We start from the raw sequence: 19,540 nt of genomic DNA on the forward strand, positions 1-19,540 counted from the left end.
CCGCGTCAGCGGCTCGCCTCGTCGTCGTCGAGCATCCGCGACAGGTATCGGGCGACCGCCCGCGCCGCCGCGAGATTGCTCGGGTAGTCCATGCGCGTCGGCCCCATCACGCCGACGCGCGCCGTGCCGCTCGGGGCGGCGTAGTTGCTCGCCACGATCGACGCCTCGCCGAGGCCGAAGGGGGCGTTCTCGGTGCCGATGCTCGCGGCGAGGCCGTGCTCGTCGCTCACCATCTCGCTCATCAGGCGCAGCAGGGTGACCTGTTCCTCGATCGCCTCGAGGAGCGGATGGATGCTGCCGCGGAAGTCCTGCTCGCGCCGGGCGAGCGTGGCTGCCCCGGCCATGACCAGTCGCTCCTGCCGGAACGTGCCGAGCTCGTCGACGATGACCGCCGCCAGCGCACGGAGCACCGTCTCGCCGGGCTTCTCGGGTCCGCCGAGCAGCCCCTGGATGCGCTCGGCGGCGTCGCTCACGGCCTGGCCGGTGAGCAGCGTCGACAGCCGGGCCCGCAGCAGGGCGACCTCGGTCTCGTCGACGTCGAGAGGGAGAGGTGTCACGCGCTGCGACACGCCTCCCGCGTCGGTGACGAGCACCACGAGCATGCGCCGCGGTGCGAGAGCGACGAGCTCGATGTGGGTGAGGTGCGCCCGGGCGAACGACGGGTACTGCGCCAGGGCCACCTGACCGGTGAGCTGGGTGAGCACGCGCACGGTGCGGGCCATCAGGTCGTCGAGGTCGGCCGGGGTCGCGAGGAACGACTCGATCGCCGTGCGCTGCGCCGACGAGAGCGGACGCAGCTGAGCGAGGTGGTTGACGAAGACACGGTAGCCCTTGTCGGTGGGCACCCGCCCCGACGAGGTGTGCGGAGCGGTGATGAGCTCCTCATCCTCGAGGAGGGCCATGTCGTTGCGGATGGTCGCGGCCGACACCCCGAACGCATGGCGGTCGACGATGGCCCTGCTGCCGACGGGTTCGCGGGTCTCGACGTAGTCCTGCACGATCGCGCGGAGGACCTGCAGGCCTCTTTCGCTGACCATCGCCTCTCCTTCCGCTGGCACTCGATGCATCCGAGTGCCAATCCTACCGCGCGGGACGGCGGGGGCGTCGACCCGGACGCGTTGTCAGTCGGTGAGCTCCCGCACCACGGCATCCGCCAGCAGGCGACCCCTCAGCGTGAGGCGTACGCGGCCCCGGATGGCCGCCGCAGGGTCGACGAGCCCGTCGGCGATGAGCCCCGCGACCCTCCCGCGGTTCGCGGCCGGCAGCTCGTCGACCGCGATGCCCTCGGCCAGCCGGCTCCGCAGGAGCACGCGTTCCAGCATCCGCGACGAGGCGTCCGGACGCTCGGTGCCCGCGGCGGGCGACCCCGCCGCCGCCAGGCGCTGCGCGTAGGCGGCCGGATGCTTCACGTTCCACCACCGCAGCCCGGCGACGTGGCTGTGCGCGCCCGGCCCGAAGCCCCACCAGTCGCTCCCCCGCCAGTACGCGAGGTTGTGGCGGGAGCGCTGCGCGTCGCTCCGGGCCCAGTTGCTGACCTCGTACCACTCGAATCCGGCCGCGCCCAGCCGCGCGTCCGCGAGCTCGTACATGTCGGCCTGCAGGTCGTCGTCGGGTGTGGGCACCTCGCCTCGGCGGATCTGCCTGGCCAGCTTCGTACCGTCCTCGATGATGAGCGCGTAGGCGGAGATGTGCTCCGACTCGAGCGCGAGGGCCGCATCGAGCGACGCCTCCCAGTCGGACAGCGTCTCACCCGGGGCGCCGTAGATCAGGTCGACGCTGACCGCCAGCCCGGCGTCCTTCGCCGCGGCGACGGCGGTGCGCACGTTGTCGGGGTCGTGCGTGCGATCCAGGGCGGCGAGCACGTGGGGCACCGCCGACTGCATGCCGATCGACAGGCGCGTCACACCGGCATCGGCGAGGGTGCGCGCGACGTCGGGGGTGACCGTGTCGGGGTTCGCCTCGACGGTCACCTCGGCTCCCTCGGCGAGTCCGAAGGCCGACACCGCGGCACCGAGCATCCGCGCCAGGTCGCCCGCCGGCAGCAGGGTCGGCGTGCCGCCGCCGAAGAAGACGGTGTCCATGGGGCGGAGCGCACCCGCGGCGCCGAGCACCTCCCGTGCGAGGTCGATCTCGGCCAGGAGGGTCGACGCGTAGTCCTCCTGCCGGGCACCCCGCAGCTCACCGGAGGTGTAGGTGTTGAAGTCGCAGTACCCGCAGCGCACTCGGCAGAACGGGATGTGAAGGTACGCGGAGAACGGCGTGGCGGGGTCGATCGGCAGATCGGCGGGCAGGCGGCCGTCGATCGGCGCGGGGTCGCCGAGCGGAAGGGGTCCCGCCATCAGACGGGGGTCGCGTACAGCGGGGAGATCGCGCGGAGGTAGCGGGCGAACAGCTCTTTACGGCGGCGCTTCACGAGCGGCGGCAGCGTGCGGTACAGCAGCGAGTTGGGGCTGTCGAAGGCGCGCACGGTGAACCACACCTCGTCGTTGTCCTCGCGCCAGTCGACGTCGAACGACTCCTCGCCGCTCACCACCGAGCCGCCGACCGTACCGAGGACGAATCCAATGCGGCGGGCCTCCTCGGTGACCGAGATCACCCGCAGCTCGGCATCCGCCCGCATGCCGGAGAGCCGGCCGCGCACGCGCAACGTCATCCCCGGACCGACCAGCGGGGTGCCCTCGCTGTCATAGCGGGGCTCGACCTCGCGCTTGCTCGGTGCGATCGGGTTTCCCTCGGCGTCGAAGCTCACCCCGGCGTAGCCGGCCCCCGACGCGGGGCGCACGTCTTCGATCGACAGACCTGCCGCGCGTTGCGCCGTCCACGACAGGAGGGCTTCACCGGCGGTCTGGAAGCGCTCGGCGCCCGAGCCGATCCGCCACGACTCCTCGGCCGGGATGCTGCGCTCCGGCGGGTACTGCATGAGATCGGGCGCGTGGGAGGCTCCCACGGCCGCATAGTCCACCGTGTCGTCTCGGAAGTTCCCGCGCCGCATGTGTTCCAGCCTACTTCCCGTTGCCTGGGCGAACACTCCACCCGAGCGCGGCGTCCGCCTCCGCCGCGACGACGCGCGTGTAGCGAGCGTGGGTGCGGTTCTGCATCAGCCGCAGCGCGGGTGACAGCAGCCACCACACGAGCGTCGAGGGACGCGAGATCGAACGGGCGGTGAAGACGCCGTGCTCGAGCACGAACGACTCCTCGCCATAGATCGGATGCCCGCGGCGCGTCTCGTAGCCGAAGCCCCGTTCATCCGCCCACACGACCCGGATCGGTTCGGAGAATCGGATGCCGAGCACACGCTTCGCCAGCACGCCCTCGGCGCCCGCGACCGGAACGGCGGTCGGGCCGTCGAAGCCCGCCCGGCGCTTGAACTCCCAGGAGCGGATCAGCGCCCGCACGGCATCCTGCGCCTCCGGCGCGACCGCGATGCTGCGCTCCGACAGCCGCATGCCGGCCGGCACCTCGGTGATCGGATGCCGGGTCATCCCGCGCTCGTAGGGCGGGAGGGCCATCGCTACTTCTTGTCCTTGCCCTCGACGTCGCCCGACAGCGCGGCGATGAACGCCTCCTGGGGGACCTCGACGCGGCCGACCATCTTCATGCGCTTCTTGCCCTCCTTCTGCTTCTCGAGCAGCTTGCGCTTGCGGGTGATGTCACCGCCGTAGCACTTGGCGAGCACGTCCTTGCGGATCGCGCGGATGGTCTCGCGGGCGATGATGCGCGCGCCGATGGCCGCCTGGATCGGCACCTCGAACTGCTGCCGCGGGATGAGCTTGCGCAGCCGCTCGGCCATCATCGTGCCGTAGCTGTAGGCCTTGTCGCGGTGCACGATCGAGCTGAACGCGTCGACCTTCTCGCCCTGCAGCAGGATGTCGACCTTGACGAGGTCGGCCTCCTGCTGACCCGAGGGCTCGTAGTCGAGCGAGGCGTAGCCCTGGGTCTTCGACTTCAGCTGGTCGAAGAAGTCGAACACGATCTCGCCGAGCGGGATGTTGTAGCGCAGCTCGACGCGCTCCTCGGAGAAGTACTCCATGCCGAGCAGCGATCCGCGGCGCGACTGGCAGAGCTCCATGACGGTGCCGACGTAGTCCTTGGGAAGCAGGATCGCGGCCTTCACCATCGGCTCAGACACCGAGCCGATACGGCCATCCGGGTACTCGCTCGGGTTCGTCACCGTGACCGTCTCGCCGGTGTCGGAGGTGAGTACCTCGTAGATCACGCTGGGCGCGGTGGTGATGAGGTCGAGACCGAACTCGCGGGCGAGCCGCTCGGTGATGATCTCGAGGTGGAGCAGGCCGAGGAACCCGCAGCGGAAGCCGAAGCCGAGGGCGACGGAGGTCTCGGGCTCGTACACGAGCGATGCGTCGGAGAGCTTGAGCTTGTCGAGCGCTTCGCGGAGTTCGGCGTAGTCGCTGCCGTCGATGGGATATAGGCCCGAGAAGACCATGGGCTTCGGGTCGGTGTAGCCGGGGAGGGCGTCGGTGGCGGGCTTGCGGGCGCTCGTGACCGTGTCGCCCACCTTCGACAGACGCACGTCCTTCACCCCGGTGATGAGGTAGCCGACCTCGCCCACGCCGAGACCCTTGGTCGGGATGGGCTCGGGGCTCGACACGCCGACCTCGAGAGCCTCGTGGTTCGCGCCGGTCGACATCATCTGGATGCGCTCGCGGGGCGAGAGGCTGCCGTCGATCATGCGCACGTACGTCACCACACCGCGGTAGGCGTCGTAGACCGAGTCGAAGATCATGGCGCGGGCCGGAGCATCCGCATCGCCCTTCGGCTCGGGGATCTCCTTCACCAGCCGGTCGAGGAGCTCCTCGACGCCGGCACCGGTCTTGCCCGAGACGCGCAGCACGTCGGCCGGGTCTCCGCCGATGAGCGACGCGAGCTCTTTCGCGTACTTCTCGGGGTCGGCCGCCGGCAGGTCGATCTTGTTCAGCACCGGGATGATGTGCAGATCGTTCTCGAGTGCGAGGTAGAGGTTGGCGAGCGTCTGGGCCTCGATGCCCTGCGCCGCGTCGACGAGCAGGATCGCCCCCTCGCAGGCGGCCAGCGACCGGGAGACCTCGTACGTGAAGTCGACGTGCCCGGGGGTGTCGATCATGTTGAGGGCGAAGGTCTGGCCGTCGAGTTCCCAGGGCATGCGCACGGCCTGGCTCTTGATCGTGATGCCGCGCTCGCGCTCGATGTCCATGCGGTCCAGGTACTGGGCGCGCATGTCGCGGTCGGCGACCACGCCCGTGATCTGGAGCATGCGGTCGGCGAGCGTCGACTTGCCGTGATCGATGTGGGCGATGATGCAGAAGTTCCGGATCTGCGTCGCCGGGGTCGCGGCGGGCTGAAGCGGGGTGAGAGCGCGTGGGGACATGTTCCCTCGATTCTACGGTGAGGGAGGCCTAATGCCCGATTCCGTCAGCGCGGTGGTAATGTCGCCCAGGTCTTCGGCCTGGCCGATGGCACTCAGTATCACGCGTACTCTGACCCGATTGCACGTACGCTGTTTGGTATACCAATACGTTGATAGGCGCGACGAGGCGCCGGGATGCGTAGAAGCACGATTGATCAGAGCCGCTCCGGCGATCCCGCTGCGGCTGTGAGGAGAGAGACGACCGCCCTTGATCAAGTATCTGCTGCGACGAGGTCTGGGCTGGGTGCTCATGATCGTGGTCGCGACGAACGTCACCTACTTCCTCGCCTGGGCGTTCCTGGATCCGCGGAGCAACTACGTCGGACGCCGCCCGCCGCTCTCCCCCGAGGAGATCACGCGGATGCTCGAGCCGCGCAACCTGAGTGACACCGTTCCGCTGCTGGAGCGCTGGTGGACCTGGTTCAGCAACATCCTGTTCCACTGGGACTGGGGCCAGAGCCCCGTCGGCCAGTCGGTCAACGACCAGATCGCCTACCGTATGTGGATCTCGGGCGAGCTCGTGATCGGTGCGACCATCCTCGGCGCGGTGCTCGGCATCGGCCTCGGCGTGTACACGGCCTCCCGGCAGTACAAGCTCGGCGATCGGATCGGCCAGGCGACCTCCATCGTCACCATGAACGTGCCGATCGTCGTCGCCGCCCTCGGCATCGTGCTGCTCGCGATCGCCTTCAACGAGTGGGTCGGCGTGCGGGTGTTCTACGTCACCGGGGCCGGCGGCAAGGATGTCGACGGCTTCTTCCCCTACATCATCGACAAGTTGCAGCACCTCACGCTGCCGACCATCGCGCTCGTCATCACCGGCTACGCGAACTACCACCTGCTCCAGCGCTCGCTGCTGCTCGACAACATCAAGGCCGACTACGTCCGCACCGCGCGGGCCAAGGGCCTCACGAAGCAGCAGGCGATCCGCAAGCACGCCCTGCGTCCGTCGCTCATCCCGGTGGCGACGCAGCTGGCCTTCACCATCCCCACCGTCTTCACCGGCGCGATCCTCACCGAGACGATCTTCGGCTGGAACGGAATGGGCAAGTACTTCGTCGACACGATCGGCAAGAACGACGTCCACGGTGTCGTGGCGATCGCCGCCTTCGGCGCGGTCCTCACGGCGATCGGCGCGATCCTCGCCGACATCGCCGTCGTCGTGCTGGATCCGCGCGTGAGAGTGAGCTGACATGAGCACCGAAATGATCGATCCCGCCGTTCCGCAGACCGACAGCCCGGCCGCGACCGCTACCGTCCCGCGCAAGCGCCTCTCCGTGTTCTCCCTCTACTACCGCCGGTTCATGCGCAACAAGCCGGCCGTGTTCGGGGTGTTCATCTTCCTCGCGCTCGTGCTCTTCTCGATCGTGGGGCCGCTGATCGCGCGCTGGGACCACATCGAGCTCGACTTCCTCAACCTCGGCACCCCGCCCTCGTCCGAGCACTGGTTCGGGACGACGCCCGCCGGCAACGACCTCTTCGCCCAGGTGTCGATCGGTCTGCAGCGCTCGCTCATGATCGCCCTCACGGTCTCGATCGGCACGACCGTCATCTCGGCGCTCGTCGGTACCGCGGCCGCCTACTTCGGCGGTCTGGTGGAGCGCACGACGCTGCTCATCATCCACTTCCTCATGGTCGTGCCGACGTTCCTCGTGCTCGCGCTTATCTCGAACAGCGCCGGCGGCGACTGGCGCGTGATCTCGCTCGCCCTGATCTTCATCGGCTGGTTCTTCCAGGCGAGGGTGATCTGGACCATGGCTCTCTCGCTCCGGGAGCGGGAGTACGTGCACGCCGCGCGCTACATGGGCGTGCGCGGCATGCGCATCGTCATCCGGCACCTGCTGCCGAACATCGGCTCGCTGCTGGTGATCAACTTCACCCTCGGCGTCGTCGCCGCCGTCATCACCGAGACCGGGCTGTCGTTCATCGGCTTCGGCGTGAAGATCCCCGACGTCTCGCTCGGCTCGCTCATCGGCAGCGGCGCCAACACCATCACGAGCGCACCGTGGGTCTTCTACTTCCCCGCCGCCGCGCTGACGCTGCTCACGGTGTCGATGGCGCTCGTCGCCGACGGCCTGCGCGACGCGCTCGATCCCACCTCGGCGGCAGGAGGCCGCGCATGACCACCACTTCCTCGAACCCCGTCCTCTCCGTCCGCGACCTGCGGGTCAGCTTCCCGTCGGAGGCCGGCCGCGTCGACGCCGTGCGCGGCGTGTCGTTCGACCTCGAGGCCGGGAAGACCCTCGGCATCGTCGGGGAGTCCGGGTCGGGCAAGTCCGTCACGTCGCTCGCGATCATGGGGTTGCTCGACGACAACGCCAAGGTGACCGGCTCGATCGTGTTCGACGGCCAGGAGCTGCTGGGCAAGTCCGACAAGCAGATGTCGATGATCCGCGGCAACGGCATGACGATGGTCTTCCAGGACCCGCTCACGTCGCTCACCCCGGTGTTCACGATCGGCGACCAGCTGATCGAAGCGCTCACGGTGCATCGCAGCCTGTCGAAGAAGGACGCGTGGGACCGCTCGGTCGAGTTGCTGAGCCTCGTCGGCATCCCGGAGCCCGAGAAGCGCATGAAGGCGTTCCCGCACGAGTTCTCCGGCGGCATGAGGCAGCGCGTCGTCATCGCGATCGCCATGGCGAACAACCCGAAGCTCATCATCTGCGACGAGCCGACGACCGCGCTCGACGTGACCATCCAGGCGCAGATCCTCGACCTGATCGAGAAGGCGCAGAACGAGACCGGCGCCGCGGTCATCATGATCACCCACGACATGGGCGTCGTCGCCCGCACGGCCGACGACGTGATCGTGATGTACGCCGGCAAGCCGGTCGAGCACGCCGAGGCCCGAGAGCTCTTCCACCGCACCCGCATGCCGTACTCGATCGGCCTGCTCGGAGCGATCCCCCGCATCGACAAGAGCGAGAAGGAGCCCCTGATCCCGATCAAGGGGAATCCGCCGCTGCTGATCGGCCTGCCGGACGCGTGCCCGTTCGCGGATCGCTGCCCGATCGCGGTCTCGGCCTGCCTCGAGAAGGAGCCCGAGCTGCTCCCCGTCTCGACCGGCGGTGGGCAGTCGCACACCGCGGCATGCATCCGTGCCGACGAGATCGAGGACGGCGGGCTCATCCAGGGCGCCCCGGTGTACCCGGTGCCGATCATCCCCGAGAGCGACCTCACCCGCACTCCGCGGGAGGAGCGCCCGGTCACGCTCGAGGTGCGAAACATGACCAAGACGTTCCCCCTCATGAAGGGGGCCGTCTTCAAGCGCAAGGTCGGCGAGGTGCACGCGGTCAAGGGCATCAGCTTCGACGTGCGCGAGGGCGAGACCATGGCCATCGTCGGCGAGTCGGGCTCGGGCAAGACGACCACGCTGCTGCAGATCATGGACTTCGCCAAGCAGACCGACGGTGACATCGTGATCGCCGGCACCAGCGTGGGCGACATCCGCAACGGCCGCGAGGAGCGCACGCTGCGCCGCGACATCCAGATCGTCTTCCAGGACCCGATGGGTGCGCTCGACCCCCGCATGACGGTGGCTGACATCATCGCCGAACCGATGACCGCGATCGGTGTATCGCGTGCCGACGCGCATCAGCGCGTGCAGGAGCTCATGGATCTGGTGGGCCTCAACCCCGCGCACCTCGACCGCTTCCCCGGCGCGTTCTCGGGCGGCCAGCGGCAGCGCATCGGCATCGCCCGCGCGCTGTCGACGAACCCCAAGATCGTCGTGCTCGACGAGCCGGTCTCGGCGCTCGACGTGTCGATCCAGGCCGGCGTCATCAACCTGCTCGACGAGCTGAAGGTCAAGCTCGGGCTGTCGTTCCTCTTCGTCGCGCACGACCTCTCGGTCGTCCGTCACATCGCCGATCGCGTGGCGGTGATGTACCTCGGCGAGTTCGTCGAGCACGGCGACGTCGACGAGGTGTTCGATGCGCCGAAGCATCCGTACACCCAGGCGCTGCTCTCGGCGATCCCGGTCCCGGACCCCGACATCGAGCGCACCCGACAGCGCGTCGTCTTCGATGCGAAGACGATGACCACGCAGCCGCTGGCGTCCTGACGTTTCACCCCGGTTAAGGTCCGATAACGGTATTCCATTATTCGACCGCATCCGGCGCGTTTGTGACGACCGCGAACTAACCTCCCCTTTATGACACGCCGCAAGGCGAAAGGAGCACCATGAAAGGCACCAGGAAGCTGACGGCAATCGTCGCCCTCAGCGGAGCCCTGGCACTCGCGATCAGCGGGTGCGCGTCGGGCAACGGCGGATCCGATGGTGGCAACGAGCCCCAGGAGACCAAGGCCGCGGACTACAACCCGCAGCCCCGCGAGAACCTCAAGGAAGGGGGCGAGGTCAACTTCGGCATCAACGAGATCACGCCCCAGATGAACGCCTTCAACGGCAACGGCAGCGCCGACACGCAGCGTCTCGCGTCGTGGTACACGCCGCAGGTCTTCCTCATGTCCGCCGAGGGCGAGGTGTCGGCCAACCCCGCCTACCTCGACGAGTGGGAGATCGGCACGAAGGACGGCAAGACCGTCGTCACCATGAAGGTCAACGAGGACGCGACCTGGAACGACGGCACGCCCATCGACTACACCGCCTTCGAGGCGACGTGGAAGGCCAACAGCGGACAGGACGAGGCCTACGAGGCCAACGCCACCGACGGTTACAAGGAGATCGAGTCGGTCACCGCCGGCGAGACCCCGAAGGACGTCATCGTGACGTTCCAGGGCGAGTTCGCCTGGCCGAAGATGCCGTTCCTCACGGGCATCATGCACCCCGCCGTCAACACGCCGGAGATCTTCAACGAGGGCTTCATCGAGAACCCGCACCCCGAGTGGGGCGCCGGTCCCTACAAGCTCACCGACTACGACGTGAACGGCCAGACCGCCACGTTCGAGCCGAACGAGAAGTGGTGGGGCGACAAGCCGCTGCTCGACAAGGTCTCCTTCACGGGTCTCGACGCCTCCGCCTCGATCAACGCCTTCAAGAACGGCGAGATCGACATGGTCGGCACCAACACGAAGGACCGCCTCGCGCAGGTCGCCGACATGGAAGACGTCGTCACCTACCGCTCGCAGCAGACCGCCAAGACGATCGTGATCCTCGACGCCGAGAAGCCGCAGCTGCAGGACCTCGACGTGCGTGAGGCCTTCTTCATGGCGATCGACATCGACCAGCAGAAGCAGATCGCCTGGAACGGCCTCGGTTACGAGGAGCCCACCGCGGGTTCGCTCAACCTGTACGACTTCCAGGACGGCTACAACGACTCGTTCGCCGAGGCCGGCCTGAAGTTCGACGTCGACGGCGCCAAGAAGCTGCTCGACGACGCCGGCTGGACCGAGGGCGAAGACGGCATCCGCGAGAAGGACGGCGTCAAGCTCGAGGTCGTGTACCCGATCCACAGCGACGACCCCACCATCGAGGCGCTCGCCAAGGCCCTGCAGCAGCAGGAGAAGGCGATCGGCATCGACCTGAAGATCGAGAAGCGCGCCGCGGCCGACTTCTCGACCGACTTCAGCACGAAGAACTGGGACGCGTTCTCGCTGCGCTTCACGGACTCCGACCCGTTCGGCCCGCTGTGGTTCTGCCAGCTGTACTGCTCGGACAGCGGCCTGAACCTGTCGGCCACCGGCACCCCGGAGATCGACAAGAAGATCGCTGACGAGGTCGAGTCGCAGACGACGGCCGAGGACTGGACCGCCGCCACGATGAAGCTCGAGCCGGAGATCATCAAGGAGACCTGGGGCGTCATCCCGCTCTACAACGGTCCCTCGATCTACACCGTCAAGGAGGGCCTCGCCAACCTGACGCCGGAGCCCTACGTGGGTCTCGACCTCTTCGGCGTGCAGCCCGTCGAGAACGTCGGCTGGGAGAAGTAACCCGTCGCACGACACAGGGAGCGGGGTCGGTGGTCATTCCACCGGCCCCGCTTCGTCGTCTGCGCGGCGACTCGTAGGGTGGGAGACGTGACCGTCCAGTTCGTCTTCGTGCACGGCATCCGCACGTCCGCGACCATGTGGCGTTCGCAGCTCGCCTGGCTCGACGATCACGGCGTGCCGCACACGGCGGTCGATCTGCCCGCCCACGGCAGCCGCATGGGCGAGGACTTTACGCTGCACGAGGCGCTGAGCACCATCGACGCCGCCGTGCGTGCGGCCGGTGAACGCGGCCCTGTGGTGCTGGTGGGCCACTCCTTGGGAGGCCTGCTGTGCCTGGCGTATGCCGGGGGCGCCGAGCCCGCGCCGCTCGCCGGCGTCGTGGCGGCTGCGTGCACCGCGCTGCCCCTGGGCGCCGGGCTCTTCTGGTACCGCGCGATCACCCGCATGACGAATGCGCTCCCCGATCAGGGGCTGTGGATCTCGCGTCGGATGCTCGCAGCCACGGTGCCGGTCGAGACGCGGTTCGACTTCGGGGCCGGCGGCTACGCACTGGATGCGCAGGATGCCGTGCTGCGCAGTCTGTCTGCGCTCGACCTCGCCACCGCCGTCGCGCGCATCGACGTGCCGCTGTGGTTCGTGAACGGTCAGTGGGACCAGTTGCGCGTGAACGAGCGGCTCTTCCTGCGCCTCGCCCCGCATGCCGAACTGATCGTCGTGCCCCGCACGACTCACCTCGTGACGGCGATGCGCCCCCGAGTTTTCAACGCGGTGCTCGGTGTCGCGATCGCGACCGTGGAGACCGGGCGGGCCGTTTCGCGCGATCGGGTGCACAACTGGTAGACTCGGTTCTTGGCTTGCGTGTGGGTTCTTCCCTCACGACCGCCGTGCAGCAGCCCTCTTCTGCTGCCGGCACTCCCAGAAAACTCCGTACAGAAAGCGTCCACACGTGGCAAACATCAAGTCGCAGATCAAGCGCAACAAGACCAACGAGAAGGCTCACGAGCGCAACAAGGCCGTGAAGAGCGAGCTGAAGACCCTCGTCCGCCAGACCCGCGCCGCCGTCGCGGCCGGCGACAAGAGCGCTGCCGAGGCGACGCTGAAGAAGGCTGCCGCCAAGCTCGACAAGGCCGTCAGCAAGGGTGTCCTGCACAAGAACCAGGCGTCGAACCGCAAGTCGGCCATCGCCAAGCAGGTCTCCGCTCTCTGAGCTACGACTTCCGGAAGGCCCGTCCCGTTCGCGGGGCGGGCCTTCGTCGTTCGCGGGGAGCGCCTCGTCGAGGCGCGTCAGGCCGCCTGGGAGCGCCTCACTCGCCGAAGGGCTGGCGGGTCGCGATGACCGTGACCATGCGCTCCAGGGCGAAGATCGGGTCGCGAGCGGCACCCTTGACCTCGGCATCCGCCCGCGCGGTCGCCTGGATCGCCATGCCGAGCGAGCGCTCGTTCCAGCCGGCGAGGTCGCGACGAGCGCGATCGACCTGCCAGTCCTTCATGCCGAGGCGCTGCGCGAGCTGACGGCTCGGCTCGCGGTTGCCGGCGACCCGCGCCATCGTGCGAAGTTTCATCGCGAAGGCCGCGACCATCGGCACCGGGTCGGCACCCGACGCGAGCGCGTGCCGCAGCGAGACGAGCGCCTCGCCATAGCGGCCCGCGATGGCGGTGTCGGCCACGACGAAGGCCGACACCTCGACCCGCCCGCCGTAGTACTTCGTGACGACGTCGTCGGTGATGTCGCCCTCGACGTCGCCGATCAGCTGCTGGCAGGCCGCCGCGAGTTCGGTGAGGTCGTCGGCGAAGGCCGAGACCAGCGCGCGGAGGGCGGAGGGTTGGATGCGCTTCTTCGCGGCCTTGAACTCTCCGGCCGCGAAGTCGACCCGGTCACCGTCGCGCTTGATCGCCGCGCAGGGGATCTCGATACCGCCGCCGGTACCCGCGCGGAGGGCGTCGAGCAGCTTCTTGCCGCGCACGCTCGCGCCCGTGTGCCGCAGCACGACGGTGGCGCCGTCTTGCGGCTGCTCGATGTACGACACGGCTTCCTGCAGGAACGCGTCGGAGCAGCGCTCGACCCCGGACACCCGCACGAGTCGAGGTTCGCCGAACAGGGAGGGGGACGTGAGCGACAGCAGGGTGCCGGGCGCGTAGTCGTCGGCCCGCACATCGCTGACTTCGAGGGCCGGATCCTCGGCGCGGAGGTACTCGCGCACTCCGGCGATCGCCCGTTCGGCGCAGATCTCCTCGGGTCCCGAGACCAGCACGATCGGGGCGGGGCGAGGCTCTCGCCACGACACCTGGGGGATCTGAGGCTTCGCCGCGGAACGAGACGACGATCGCGGAGCTGCCATCGTCCCAGCCTAGTCGGGGCCGCCGACATCCGACTCGGTCCGGATCGTGATCGCCCCTCCGTCCTGCCCCAGCAGAATGCGCCCCTGACGGTCGGTGCGCACGACGTGCGCGCCCACGGCCGACAGCAGGTCGAGGGTCTCGCGGCGCGGGTGACCGTAGTCGTTGTCGACTCCGCAGCTGACCAGACCGATCGTCGGTCGCAGCGCCTCGTACAACCCCGGGTCCTGATCGGCGCTGCCGTGGTGCGCGACCTTGACGACGGCGAACGGGCCCGCCGGGCGCGCGGCGCGCACGAGCATCCGCTGCGCCTCGGCCCCCAGATCGCCGAGGAAGATCGACCGGGGTACCCCGCCGTGCTCGAACTGCATCACCACGCTGGCGTCGTTGCCCGCCGGGAAGACGCGCGATTCCCTCTGCGGCCAGAGCACGCTCCACTGCGCCTCCCCCAGTTCGCCCCGCAGGCCCGCCACCCCGGAGACCAGCTCGGCACCTCCCCGGCGGAGCGTCTCGAGCATCCGCTCGTCGTCCTCCTCGCCCGGCGGGCCGTGCACGACGCGCGAGACCCGCCCCTGCACGGCGGCGACGCCGCCGACGTGATCGAGATCGAAGTGGGTCAGCACCAGCAGATCGATGTGATCGACGGCGAGCCCGCGGAGGCACTCGGTGAGCGGCTCGGGTTCGGGCCCCGTGTCGACGAGAGCGATCCGATCGCCCGAGCGCACGAGAACCGCATCGCCCTGACCGACGTCGCAGGCCGCGATCGACCAGCCGTCCGGCGCTGCCATCGGAGCCAGGGGCCCGGTGAGCACGAGGTGCGCACCGCCCAGCGACGTCGCGATGATCAGCACCACGACCGAGAGCGGATGCGCGAGTCGTCCGGTCATCGAGGCCAGTCGCGCGACAGCCCCGCCGACCCGCACCGGGTCGCTGTCGCCCGCATGCGGCATCTTCGTGCCGGGCCCGCACATCGGCCCGCAGACCACGACGCCGAGAGCTGCTCCAATGACGGCGACGAGGGTGGCGCTTGCCGGACCGGGGACGAGCACCAACTGGCCGACCGGCAGATCCGCCGCGACTTCGGCCGTCGTCGCGATCCAGGCGGCCGGCAGCCAGGCGCACGCCGCCAACGCGTCCGCGAGGCCGGGCAGCGCACCGGTCAGGCAGGCGAGGAGCCCGATGACCGTGGCGATCGGCGCGGCGGGCGCCGCCACGAGATTCGTCGCGACCCCGACGAGCGACTGCTGCTCGGCGAACAGGGCCACGATCGGGCCGCACACCAGCTGTGCGGAGAGGGGGACGGAGATCATGACGGCGAGGGGGTGCGGCATCCGGCGCCCGAGGCCGGTGGCGAGAGCCGGAGCGAGCAGGATCAGGGCTCCGGACGCCGCGACCGAGAGGGCGAAGCCCGGCGTCGCGGCGAGCCACGGATCGGCGACGAGGATGACGGTCGCGCTGAGGGCCAGCATGCCCGCACCGGCGCTCGGGCGACCGAGCAGGAGGGAGAGCATCGCCGCGCCCGCCATGACCGCAGCGCGGATCACGCTCGGTTCGGGCGTGATCAGCACCACGAACGCGACGAGCGCTGCCCCCGCCACCGCCACGCGGAGACGCCGCCCTCCGCCGCAGAGGGCGACGAGCCAGAACGCCGCACCGACCACGAGGGCGCAGTTGGCCCCACTGACCGCCGTGAGGTGACTCAACCCCGTGACGCGCATGTCGGCACCCAGCGCGTCGGACACCGCACGCGTGTCGCCCACCGCCAGGCCCGGCAGCAGACCCGCCCCCGGTTCCGGCAGCGTGACGGCGCGATCGAGGAACTGCGCACGCATCGACGCCGCGACCCCGAAGAGGCCCGCGGCCGGACGAACGACCTCGCCCTCCTTCGCGAAGAGAAGGAGTGCGGCGCTCTCTCCCGGCGCCGTCGCTCGCGCCTGCCCGCGCACGCGGATCATCGCACCGAGGTCGGTGCCGTCCGTCGGCGCGATTCCCACCCTGATCGGCACAGCCGTCGAGCCGCGACTCGCCCCGTCGTCGATCACGACCGTTCGCGCATCGAACCACCACCGTCCGTCGACCCCGCGCGACGCCGACGAGGTCACCTCCGCCACGACCTCGATCACCCGCCCGTCGTCATCCGCCGCGACGTCCCGCGCCGGGCCGGCGAGGGCGGCGGTCAGCGCCACAGCGGCGCACGCCGCGAGAATCACGGGCACGAGTCCCCCTGCCGCGCGCTGGCGGGTCGTGCCAGCGGGAACGGATCGCGTCCCATCGGCACCCGCCCCAACCGTCGCGCGAATGGACCGCGACCGGACGAGGCCCACCGTCAGCCACGCGACGGCCGCAACGACGCACCCCGCTGCAAGCGGCCAAGCCGAGACCGGGACGTAGATGCTCACGAGCGCCGAGCCCCACGCGGCGCCGGCGAGGGGCAGCAGCCGCAGGTCGCGCGCCCTCACACGCGCACGCCGTCGCGGATGCCCTCGAGCAGCTTCTCGCCGATCCCCGGCACGGCCAGCAGATCGTCGACCGAGCGGAACCGACCGTTCTCGTCCCGCCAGGCGACGATGCGTTCGGCGAGGGCCGGTCCGATCCGCGGCAGGGTCTCGAGTGCCGCCTGGTCGGCGGTGTTGAGGTCGATCACGCCATCGGAAGTCTCACCGCCCGTGCCTCCGCTCCCCGGCGGTTCGACCGCTGGCGCCGCGCCCACCACGGGCACGACGATCTGCTCGCCGTCAGCCACGACGCGCGCGAGGTTGACTGCGGCGAGGTCCGCCTGATCGGTCGAGCCGCCCGCCGCGGCCACCGCATCGACCACGCGGGCATCGAGGTCGAGCACATAGAGTCCGGGCCGCTCGACGGCCCCGAGCACGTGCACGTACAGCTCTCCCCCGGGCGCACCGGCGGGGGCAGCCGTCGGCGGATGCGCGGTCGACGACGTTCCGAGCGCGACGGTGTCGACGGGCGCGGCCTGACCGCGCAGGATGCCGAGGCCGACGGCCCCGGAGAGCACGACCAGGGCGAGGATCACCCCGGCGCCCAGGCTGAGCCGCCGTCGTCGGGAGAAGGATCCGTCGGCAACGGGGGCCTGCGCGTCGGGAGTGACGGATGCTTCCGGCGAGGAGGTCGACGAGTCTGGCTGCGGCATCCGTCCACGCTAGGCACCGCACCGCGCCGCGATGACGAGCAGAGCCGGGCGATGTGCGCAAGGCCCACACCGAACACCCTGTGCAGGACGGACACGACGCACCCCGCGGCCCGGACAGACGAAGAGGCCCAGCCCCGCAGGGGGCCGGGCCTCTTCGTCGGACTCTCAGCCCTTGACGACCAGGCTGACGATCTTGGGAGCCCGGACGATGACCTTGACGATCTCCTTGTCGCCGACCGCGCGGATGACCCGCTCGTCGGAGCGGGCGAGGGCCTCCAACTCGGCCTCGCCGATGCGGGCCGGCACGTCGAGCTGTGCGCGCACCTTGCCGTTGACCTGCACGACGGCGGTGACCGCGTCTTCCACGAGCAGCGCCGGATCGGCCGACCGCCACGTCACGAGGCCCACAGACGGCTCGTGGCCCAGGGTCTCCCACATCTCTTCGGCGGTGTGCGGGGCGACGAGGTCGAGCATCACGGCGACGGTCTCGGCGGCCTCGCGCACGGCGGGATCCGCCGCTCCCGCTCCGCTGTCGATCGTCTTGCGGATGGTGTTGACCAGCTCCATCAGGCGGGCGACGAGCACGTTGAACTTCGTCTGCTCGACGAGGGACGGCGCCTCGGCGAGGAGCTTGTGGGTGGTGCGGCGCAGGGCCGCATCTCCCCCGTCGAACACCACGTCGACCGGGCTCGAGACCTCACGCGCGATCCGCAGCGCGCGGGCCAGGAACTTCTGGGCGCCGGTCGTCGAGACGTCGGCCCAGTCCTTGTCGTCCTCCACCGGGCCCGCGAAAGCGAGACCCACGCGCAGTGCGTCCGCGCCGTGCGCCTGCAGTTCCTGCTCGAAGAGCACCAGGTTGCCCTTGCTCTTCGACATCTTCGCGCCGTTGAGGATGACCATGCCCTGGTTGATCAGGTTGGAGAACGGCTCGGTGAAGTCGATGAGCCCCATGTCGAACAGCACCTTGGTGATGAACCGCGCGTACAGCAGGTGCAGGATGGCGTGCTCGACGCCGCCGATGTACGAGTCGACGGGCGCCCAGCGCGACGCCTGCTTCGGGTCGAAGGCGACCGTGTCGCTGTTCGGCGACAGGAAGCGCAGGAAGTACCACGAGCTGTCGACGAAGGTGTCCATCGTGTCGGGGTCGCGCAGCACCGGGTCGCCCGTCTCGGGGTCGACCGTGCGGACCCAGCCCTCGGCGCCGCCGAGCGGCGACGTGCCCTTCGGCGACAGGTCGAGACCCTCGACGCTGGGGAGCCGAACGGGCAGCTGCTCCTCGGGCACCGGCACGATGCGGCCATCGTCGGTGTGCAGCATCGGGATCGGCGTGCCCCAGAAGCGCTGACGGGAGATGAGCCAGTCGCGCAGACGGTAGTTCTTCGCCGCCCGCCCGGTGCCGGATGCTTCGAGGCGCTCGATCGCCCGAGCGATCGCGTTGCGCTTCGACAGTCCGTTGAGCTCGCCGGAGTTGATCATGCGACCCTCGCCCGTGAGCGCGATGCCCGTCGTAGCGGGGTGCTGCTCGTCGAGGGCGGCGGCGGTGTCGATGGGCACGCCCTCGTCGTCGACCTCGATCACCGGCATCGCTCCGGTGACCGGGGCGCTGGTGTCGACGACGACCTTCACCGGCAGGTCGAACGCGCGCGCGAAATCGAGGTCGCGCTGGTCGTGAGCGGGAACCGCCATGACCGCGCCGTGACCGTAGTCGGCCAGCACGTAGTCGGCCGCCCAGATCGGCAGCTTCTCGCCGTTGACCGGGTTGATCGCGTACTTCTCGAGGAAGATGCCGGTCTTGGGGCGGTCGGTGGCCTGACGGGAGATGTCGGTCTCCTTCTGCACCTGCTCCAGGTACGTCCGGAAGCGCTCCTGCACCCCGGCCGGCGCATCCGCCACCAGCTCGGCCGCGAGGTCGGAGTCGGGCGCCACGACGAAGAACGTCGCACCGTGCAGCGTGTCGGGGCGGGTCGAGAACACGGTGACCGGCTCGTCCCGACCCTCGATGCGGAAGTCGACGTCGGCGCCCACGGAGCGACCGATCCAGTTCCGCTGCATCTGCAGCACCTTGTGCGGCCAGAAGCCCTCGAGCTGGTTCAGGTCGTCGAGCAGGCGATCGGCGTACTCCGTGATGCGGAAGTACCACTGGGTCAGCTTCTTCTTGACGACCTCGTGTCCGCAGCGCTCACAGCGCCCGTCGACGACCTGCTCGTTGGCGAGCACGGTCTGGTCGTTCGGGCACCAGTTCACGGCGCTCTTCTTGCGGTAGGCGAGGCCGCGCTCGTGCAGCTTCAGGAACAGCCACTGGTTCCAGCGGTAGTACTCGGGGTCGGACGTGTGCAGCACCCGCGACCAGTCGAACGAGACGCCGTACTTCTGAAAGGCCGTCTTCTGCTGGGCGATGTTCTGGTAGGTCCATTCGCGGGGGTCGGCGCCGCGGCGGATCGCGGCGTTCTCGGCCGGCAGTCCGAACGAGTCCCATCCGATGGGGTTGAGCACGTTGTGCCCGCGGTGCCGCCAGAAGCGCGCGACGATGTCGGAGTACAGGTAGTTCTCGGCGTGCCCCATGTGCAGGTCGCCCGACGGGTACGGGAACATCGCGAGCACGTAGCGACGGGGACGCGTGTCGTCGTCGCCGCCGGTGAGGAACGTCTCGTTCTCCGCCCAGTACTCCTGCCACTTGGCCTGGATGGCGTGCGCCGACGACGTCTCGTCCTCGGCAGGAACGGTGGACAGGTTCTCAGACAACGAACGCACGACCAATCTGA

General features: G+C 69.4%; 15 protein-coding genes. 6 read left to right on the forward strand and 9 right to left on the reverse strand.

Annotated features, from left to right (window positions below; all coding sequences use genetic code 11):
- Positions 1 to 5: 5 nt before the first annotated feature.
- The 5 genes from hrcA to lepA form a co-directional block, all read right to left on the reverse strand.
- The gene (hrcA, locus tag RWS82_RS06220) at positions 6 to 1,037 is read right to left on the reverse strand and encodes a heat-inducible transcriptional repressor HrcA (RefSeq protein ID WP_314647870.1); all 1,032 of its coding nucleotides are present in this window, start codon (positions 1,035 to 1,037) and stop codon (positions 6 to 8) included.
- 84 nt (positions 1,038 to 1,121) lie between these two features.
- Positions 1,122 to 2,339 (reverse strand): radical SAM family heme chaperone HemW, encoded by a 1,218-nt coding sequence (gene hemW / locus RWS82_RS06225; protein WP_314647871.1) that lies wholly within the window; start codon positions 2,337 to 2,339, stop codon positions 1,122 to 1,124.
- On the reverse strand, positions 2,339 to 2,992 hold the full coding sequence (locus RWS82_RS06230; protein WP_314647872.1) for a DUF1990 family protein: 654 nt from the start codon (positions 2,990 to 2,992) through the stop codon (positions 2,339 to 2,341). Before RWS82_RS06230 ends, hemW begins: the two co-directional genes overlap by 1 nt.
- Before the next feature lie 10 nt (positions 2,993 to 3,002).
- Positions 3,003 to 3,509: a DUF1990 family protein gene (locus RWS82_RS06235; protein ID WP_314647874.1), complete on the reverse strand. Its 507-nt coding sequence runs from the start codon at positions 3,507 to 3,509 to the stop codon at positions 3,003 to 3,005.
- A 2-nt stretch (positions 3,510 to 3,511) separates the two neighbouring features.
- Positions 3,512 to 5,365, reverse strand: a complete 1,854-nt coding sequence (gene lepA, locus RWS82_RS06240; RefSeq protein WP_314647875.1) for a translation elongation factor 4 — start codon at positions 5,363 to 5,365, stop codon at positions 3,512 to 3,514.
- Positions 5,366 to 5,612: 247 nt separating this feature from the next.
- Here lepA and RWS82_RS06245 point away from each other — a divergent pair, with 247 nt between their 5' ends.
- From RWS82_RS06245 to rpsT, 6 genes are all read left to right on the forward strand, one after another.
- Positions 5,613 to 6,596, forward strand: coding sequence for an ABC transporter permease (locus RWS82_RS06245; protein WP_314647876.1), 984 nt, complete (start codon positions 5,613 to 5,615; stop codon positions 6,594 to 6,596).
- A 1-nt stretch (position 6,597) separates the two neighbouring features.
- Entirely contained in the window at positions 6,598 to 7,527 is a 930-nt protein-coding gene (locus RWS82_RS06250; protein WP_314647877.1) for an ABC transporter permease, read from the forward strand.
- Positions 7,524 to 9,467, forward strand: coding sequence for an ABC transporter ATP-binding protein (locus tag RWS82_RS06255; protein WP_314647878.1), 1,944 nt, complete (start codon positions 7,524 to 7,526; stop codon positions 9,465 to 9,467). The genes RWS82_RS06250 and RWS82_RS06255 overlap by 4 nt, the downstream gene beginning before the upstream one ends.
- 119 nt (positions 9,468 to 9,586) lie before the next feature.
- Positions 9,587 to 11,293: an ABC transporter family substrate-binding protein gene (locus RWS82_RS06260; protein ID WP_314647879.1), complete on the forward strand. Its 1,707-nt coding sequence runs from the start codon at positions 9,587 to 9,589 to the stop codon at positions 11,291 to 11,293.
- An 87-nt stretch (positions 11,294 to 11,380) separates the two neighbouring features.
- Positions 11,381 to 12,133 carry an alpha/beta hydrolase gene (locus tag RWS82_RS06265; RefSeq protein ID WP_314647880.1) on the forward strand — a complete coding sequence of 251 codons (753 nt, stop codon included), beginning with the start codon at positions 11,381 to 11,383 and terminating at the stop codon, positions 12,131 to 12,133.
- Between the two features lie 106 nt (positions 12,134 to 12,239).
- Positions 12,240 to 12,500 (forward strand): 30S ribosomal protein S20, encoded by a 261-nt coding sequence (rpsT, locus tag RWS82_RS06270; RefSeq protein WP_314647881.1) that lies wholly within the window; start codon positions 12,240 to 12,242, stop codon positions 12,498 to 12,500.
- 97 nt (positions 12,501 to 12,597) lie between these two features.
- Here the strand turns inward: rpsT and holA are convergent, their stop codons facing one another.
- From holA to leuS, 4 genes are all read right to left on the reverse strand, one after another.
- Positions 12,598 to 13,632: a DNA polymerase III subunit delta gene (holA, locus tag RWS82_RS06275; RefSeq protein WP_314647882.1), complete on the reverse strand. Its 1,035-nt coding sequence runs from the start codon at positions 13,630 to 13,632 to the stop codon at positions 12,598 to 12,600.
- Positions 13,633 to 13,641: 9 nt separating this feature from the next.
- Complete coding sequence (locus tag RWS82_RS06280; RefSeq protein WP_314647883.1) at positions 13,642 to 15,846, reverse strand: ComEC/Rec2 family competence protein; 2,205 nt, start codon at positions 15,844 to 15,846, stop codon at positions 13,642 to 13,644.
- Positions 15,847 to 16,085: 239 nt separating this feature from the next.
- Complete coding sequence (locus tag RWS82_RS06285) at positions 16,086 to 16,778, reverse strand: ComEA family DNA-binding protein (protein ID WP_314647884.1); 693 nt, start codon at positions 16,776 to 16,778, stop codon at positions 16,086 to 16,088.
- A 165-nt stretch (positions 16,779 to 16,943) separates the two neighbouring features.
- Positions 16,944 to 19,520 (reverse strand): leucine--tRNA ligase, encoded by a 2,577-nt coding sequence (gene leuS / locus RWS82_RS06290; protein ID WP_314647885.1) that lies wholly within the window; start codon positions 19,518 to 19,520, stop codon positions 16,944 to 16,946.
- Positions 19,521 to 19,540: the final 20 nt, after the last annotated feature.

The organism is uncultured Microbacterium sp. (assembly GCF_963528945.1).
Classification (GTDB): domain Bacteria; phylum Actinomycetota; class Actinomycetes; order Actinomycetales; family Microbacteriaceae; genus Microbacterium.

Coding starts and splice junctions, on each gene's coding strand:
- RWS82_RS06250 (WP_314647877.1), top strand. CDS start 6,598: ATGAGCACCGAAATGATCGATCCCGCCGTTCCGCAGACCGACAGCCCG.
- holA (WP_314647882.1), bottom strand. CDS start 13,632: ATGGCAGCTCCGCGATCGTCGTCTCGTTCCGCGGCGAAGCCTCAGATC.
- hrcA (WP_314647870.1), bottom strand. CDS start 1,037: ATGGTCAGCGAAAGAGGCCTGCAGGTCCTCCGCGCGATCGTGCAGGAC.
- lepA (WP_314647875.1), bottom strand. CDS start 5,365: ATGTCCCCACGCGCTCTCACCCCGCTTCAGCCCGCCGCGACCCCGGCG.
- RWS82_RS06235 (WP_314647874.1), bottom strand. CDS start 3,509: ATGGCCCTCCCGCCCTACGAGCGCGGGATGACCCGGCATCCGATCACC.
- RWS82_RS06260 (WP_314647879.1), top strand. CDS start 9,587: ATGAAAGGCACCAGGAAGCTGACGGCAATCGTCGCCCTCAGCGGAGCC.
- hemW (WP_314647871.1), bottom strand. CDS start 2,339: ATGGCGGGACCCCTTCCGCTCGGCGACCCCGCGCCGATCGACGGCCGC.
- RWS82_RS06255 (WP_314647878.1), top strand. CDS start 7,524: ATGACCACCACTTCCTCGAACCCCGTCCTCTCCGTCCGCGACCTGCGG.
- RWS82_RS06230 (WP_314647872.1), bottom strand. CDS start 2,992: ATGCGGCGCGGGAACTTCCGAGACGACACGGTGGACTATGCGGCCGTG.
- RWS82_RS06285 (WP_314647884.1), bottom strand. CDS start 16,778: ATGCCGCAGCCAGACTCGTCGACCTCCTCGCCGGAAGCATCCGTCACT.